The organism is Congregibacter sp., from assembly GCF_045107095.1.
In the GTDB taxonomy this organism is placed as follows: Bacteria; Pseudomonadota; Gammaproteobacteria; order Pseudomonadales; family Halieaceae; genus Congregibacter.
On the sequence record NZ_JBGCFU010000125.1, the window covers coordinates 1 to 4,105 of the forward strand.

The following is a 4,105-nucleotide window of genomic DNA, read 5'->3' on the forward strand; positions in this document are numbered from 1 at the left end:
TCTTTGAGCAGCAATGTTCCCAAAATGCGGCGATAACTCGTTGCACCGCCCATGTACAAAATTGCGCCGAAGGCGCAGCCGATCAGAAATCCGATGATTAAAGTGCTCATCACGCTCTCCCGCGATACAGAAATTTGGCCATCAGAATTGCTGATACAAAGGTGATGACACCAAAAATAAAGGAGCTCAGTGCCAGCTGGGAGATGCCACTAATCATGTGACCGCTGGTGCAGCCACCGGCCAGTCTCGCACCAAAGAGCAGTAGCACTCCGCCAAAAAACGATGCCAGGTAGCGCTTTGTCTGAGAGGGGCCAAAAGTTGCCTTCCACAGTTCAGGCATGGAGCCCTTGTCTGCATCAGGCTGACGGCGTCGTAGCAATTGTGCCGTTACCCCGCCTCCGACGATCATGCCGAATACCAGCATCCAGCCATAGCCAACGCCCCAATCGTCCTTCTCGCCGTATTTGGAGAGATAGGTGTTTGACTCAGCGAACTCTGGTGCGACCTGATGAGCCACCATGCCGTCGGTAACGACAAATTGCGTCGATACTCCCAGAGGCTTAACCAGCGCGGTTGCAATGATGAGTAGCAGGCCTAGAGAAATTCCTGCCGCTTTCCACGAGATGATGAAGTCTTTATTCACAACGCTGTCCCTATTTATAGTTAGTGCTTTAGCGCGGGTATATATTAGCAAGTTTAAATATTAAGTAAATTGTATATTTATGAATATGATTATCTACAGATGGACAGCATCGTTGCTGTTTGGCTTCTTCGGCGCGCTTATGGGGGCCTGGAGCGTCTCGGCGTTCTCGGATGACGCATCGCAGCTGCCCACACTTGCCATTACGCAGGTCAGTGAGACTGTGTTTTCGGCCATTGGCGCCACCGCAGCGCCCTCGCGGGACAATCTCGGCCATAACAACAACCTCTCTTTTATCATCACTGAGGGCGGTGTGGTGGTGGTGAACGGGGGTGATAACGTCCTGCTTGCCGCCGCGCTACATCACGCCATCAAAGAGCGCACGGACAAGCCGGTGCGTTACGTGATTAACGAAAACGGCCAGGGCCATGCCTTCTTGGGCAACAGCTATTGGTCTGATCTTGGTGTGACGATTCTTGCCCAGCGTCAGGCCATTGAGGAGATCAAAGCCCATGGCGAGGCCTCACTGTCGCAAATGCGTGCCCGGATGGGGCCTTTGGTTACTGAAGCCCGGGTGGTGCTTCCCAGTGTCGCGATAGATGACCGTTACGTACTTGATTTGGCGGGGGAGCCTATCGAGCTTCGTCGTTTTGGGGCGGCCCATTCACCCGGCGACTTATCGGTGTGGATGCCTCAGCAGCGAATCCTTATCGCAGGTGATATTGCTTTTCATGAGCGTCTGCTGGGTATTTTCCCGGACTCGGATGTTGACGCCTGGATAGATTCGTTTGATGTTATGGCCAGTCTGGAGCCGGCGATGGTCATTCCCGGGCACGGCCACCCCACGGACATCGAGACACTGCGATTCTTTACACAGGGTTACCTGCGGTATTTGCGTGACGAAATCGAACTCATCCTCGATGAGGACGGAGATCTTAGCGACGCCTATAAGATCGACCAGTCTGCCTACGAAAACCTCGATACTTTTGACGAGTTGGCCCAGAAAAATGCCGGGCGACTGTTCCGGCAGATGGAAGAAAAACTCTTTCAGTGACGCCGTAAACTAAAGACGCCTTGGTGCCCGGCGACTTGCGGAGCAAGCTTTAGTTATCTGCAGTAAGTTGCTTTACCTCAGTCAGCGAAGAAGCAACTTGCCTTACGAGTCAGTCAGCAAAAGAGCGCGCATTTCTGGTGTTCTGCGCGGTGGGATTAACACCCATTGCGCTGGGCTACGGCGCAGCACCCTCCGTCACGCTCGAGGCGGTATTCGGTATTACTGTCGATACAATCAAGCTTAAGCACATTATGCGGGCCGTTATGGGTTTGTATCTGCGGATGGTGGTGTTTTGGCTCCTCGGTGCAGCAAGGCCGGCTCTGACCACTCCCGCGTTGATTGCCTGCGCGGTGTTCATACTGAGCCTTGCCGCGGGTCGTCTGCTTAGCTTTGCTATAGATGGCATGCCACACGGGCTGCTGGTGGTGTATGCGTGCCTGGAAATTCTACTAGGCTCACTGGCGATTATTCTCTATTGCAGATCAGAGGCACGATAGCGTTTTGGTCGTACATTCTTCGCTATAGTGCAGTTTCGTAGGGGAATTTGAGCCTACCTGCTGCCTTGCATAAGGAGCGCTATATAGGCCGTTATCACTTCACCCAGGCGCCCTTTGCACGAAGAGAAACAAGAGCTAGCAAGAACATAGCCAGAATAACCAAGGCCAGGGACCACGCAGGGGAGGCCGGAACGCTGACGCTGGGCACGGTGCACGCAATACTTGTGAAGGTGACCGAGGAAGACGGGTCGGTGCGAATCTCAATTGTAAACGTGCCGCTGGTAGGAACTGTGTAACTAACAGTGCCGGGGAAGGCAGCGGTAGCAACAACACCGCTGTCTACGGTAATTGTCAAATTGCTTGTGGAGCCGGGTGAAGCGGCGGTAGCACTGATCGTCTCGCCCGCCAGATAGCTTCTTGGGATGTCTAAAACATTGGCTGCGGAGGCCGGGGTGGTGATGCCATTTTTTACAGAACAACCATCAGATTGCGCAAAGACTTCCGCACTGAAAAGAAGTACAACGTACAGCGTTACAACCTTATGTATGCCCATCTGCGTTTCCCTCAATTATTAACGTTATCGGTTAGAGTCTAACAAGGCTGCGTGCATTAATTTCAAAGGTATTTCGCCTTTTCTATGGGCTATAGCTATAGCCCCTAAATCCTGCTCATTGATTCACTGGGAACTAGCGGCGATTCAGCGAACGCTTGATTGCCGCCCGCATCGACCGGTAATCGAGGGACGGCCTCATTTGCTGCACAAAGTCTTTACCAACTCCAGGAAAACTCAATCTCGAACTGATCCATGGTCAGCTCGATGTTTTGCGTGGGGTCAAAGGCGTTGGGCCCGGTTACGGAGTTCTCCGGTGCGTACATAAAGGCGACGCTAAACTCATTGCCTTTAGTGTTCTTGCGCGACACACCAAAGGTAAAGTGCTGCTCGACTGTAGCCGGCGCCAGAATGTTCAACACTACCGCCGATTCATCAATGGGCTGCTCACTGTAGTTGTAGCCAAAGCGGTAGGTGAAGGGCGAGTCTCCGCGGACATAGCTGCCACCGATTTTGTACGTTGTGACGTCGCTCCAGCCAAAGCCGGCGCCCTGGTTGCCGCCAAAGCAGGCCTCGACGTTGGTGCCACCCTGTCCGGCGGTGGGGCAGTCAAAAATACGCTGCAGCGGCGTGGCGATGGATTCGATCTCGCCGTATTGCGCGTGCTCGATGTCAAAGTGCAGTCTTAGGCGCTCTGTCGCCTGCCAGCTGGCGCCGACGCGGGCGACGGCTGGGATATCAAAGGAGCCCTTCTGGGCAAAGAGGTCGGAGTAGTCGTCAAACTCCTGCATCTCCATGCGCGACTGGTACGACACGGCGAAGTTCAGCGTGTCGGTAGCATCCCAGATCACACCGGCCTTGAGTCCGTAGCCCAGGGAGTAGTCAGTACCGTTGTTGCTAAGACCTGTGGGTGGCTGCGTGCCACCACTGGCGGCAAAGGTTTTGGTGAATCCGCCAAAGGCAGAAACGCCTTCGATTTCAAAAGTTTGCATGGCGATGACCGGTCCGATGCCAAAAGCAAAGTCCCCGGTTTTAAAGCTGTAACCGAGCTCTAAAAATGCCTGGTTGAGATTCACACCAGTGTTGCCGGTGCCAAAAGTGCCGGGCAGGGTCATGATGGGAGCGGGCCCTGGACCGTCAGGATCGAAGGTAGCGCTGCCGTCTTTGTAGTCTGTGTTCATACCGCCGCGACCGTAAAACAGCAGACTAATAGCCCGATCGTTCTCCAGAGCCCAGCTCTTGCCGATATACGGTATGGGGAAGTATTCGCTGCCGCTCTCTACATTGTCGGCGTTGATGGTGAAGGCTCCGAACTGGCCGTTTATCTGGCTATCGGTGGCGTCATAGCTGCGCCGGGGTGAGAA

Annotated in this window: 5 protein-coding genes; 2 read left to right on the top strand and 3 right to left on the bottom strand. The window is 54.1% G+C overall.

Annotated features, from left to right (window positions below):
• Nucleotides 1-109 precede the first annotated feature (109 nt).
• Entirely contained in the window at nt 110-643 is a 534-nt protein-coding gene (locus AB8B76_RS15000; protein WP_405273678.1) for a YeeE/YedE thiosulfate transporter family protein, read from the bottom strand.
• 79 nt (nt 644-722) lie between these two features.
• Between AB8B76_RS15000 and AB8B76_RS15005 the strand changes: the two genes are divergently transcribed.
• Together AB8B76_RS15005 and AB8B76_RS15010 are read left to right on the top strand one after the other, a co-directional pair.
• Entirely contained in the window at nt 723-1,694 is a 972-nt protein-coding gene (locus AB8B76_RS15005; protein WP_405273679.1) for an MBL fold metallo-hydrolase, read from the top strand.
• 137 nt (nt 1,695-1,831) lie between these two features.
• The gene (locus AB8B76_RS15010; protein WP_405273680.1) at nt 1,832-2,191 is read left to right on the top strand and encodes a DUF4345 domain-containing protein; all 360 of its coding nucleotides are present in this window, start codon (nt 1,832-1,834) and stop codon (nt 2,189-2,191) included.
• Nucleotides 2,192-2,285: 94 nt separating this feature from the next.
• Here AB8B76_RS15010 and AB8B76_RS15015 read toward each other — a convergent pair whose 3' ends face one another.
• Both AB8B76_RS15015 and AB8B76_RS15020 read right to left on the bottom strand, forming a co-directional pair.
• Complete coding sequence (locus AB8B76_RS15015; RefSeq protein ID WP_405273681.1) at nt 2,286-2,744, bottom strand: hypothetical protein; 459 nt, start codon at nt 2,742-2,744, stop codon at nt 2,286-2,288.
• A gap of 215 nt (nt 2,745-2,959) precedes the next feature.
• Nucleotides 2,960-4,105: OmpP1/FadL family transporter (locus tag AB8B76_RS15020; protein WP_405273682.1), on the bottom strand; the 1,146-nt coding region annotated here is incomplete at its 5' end.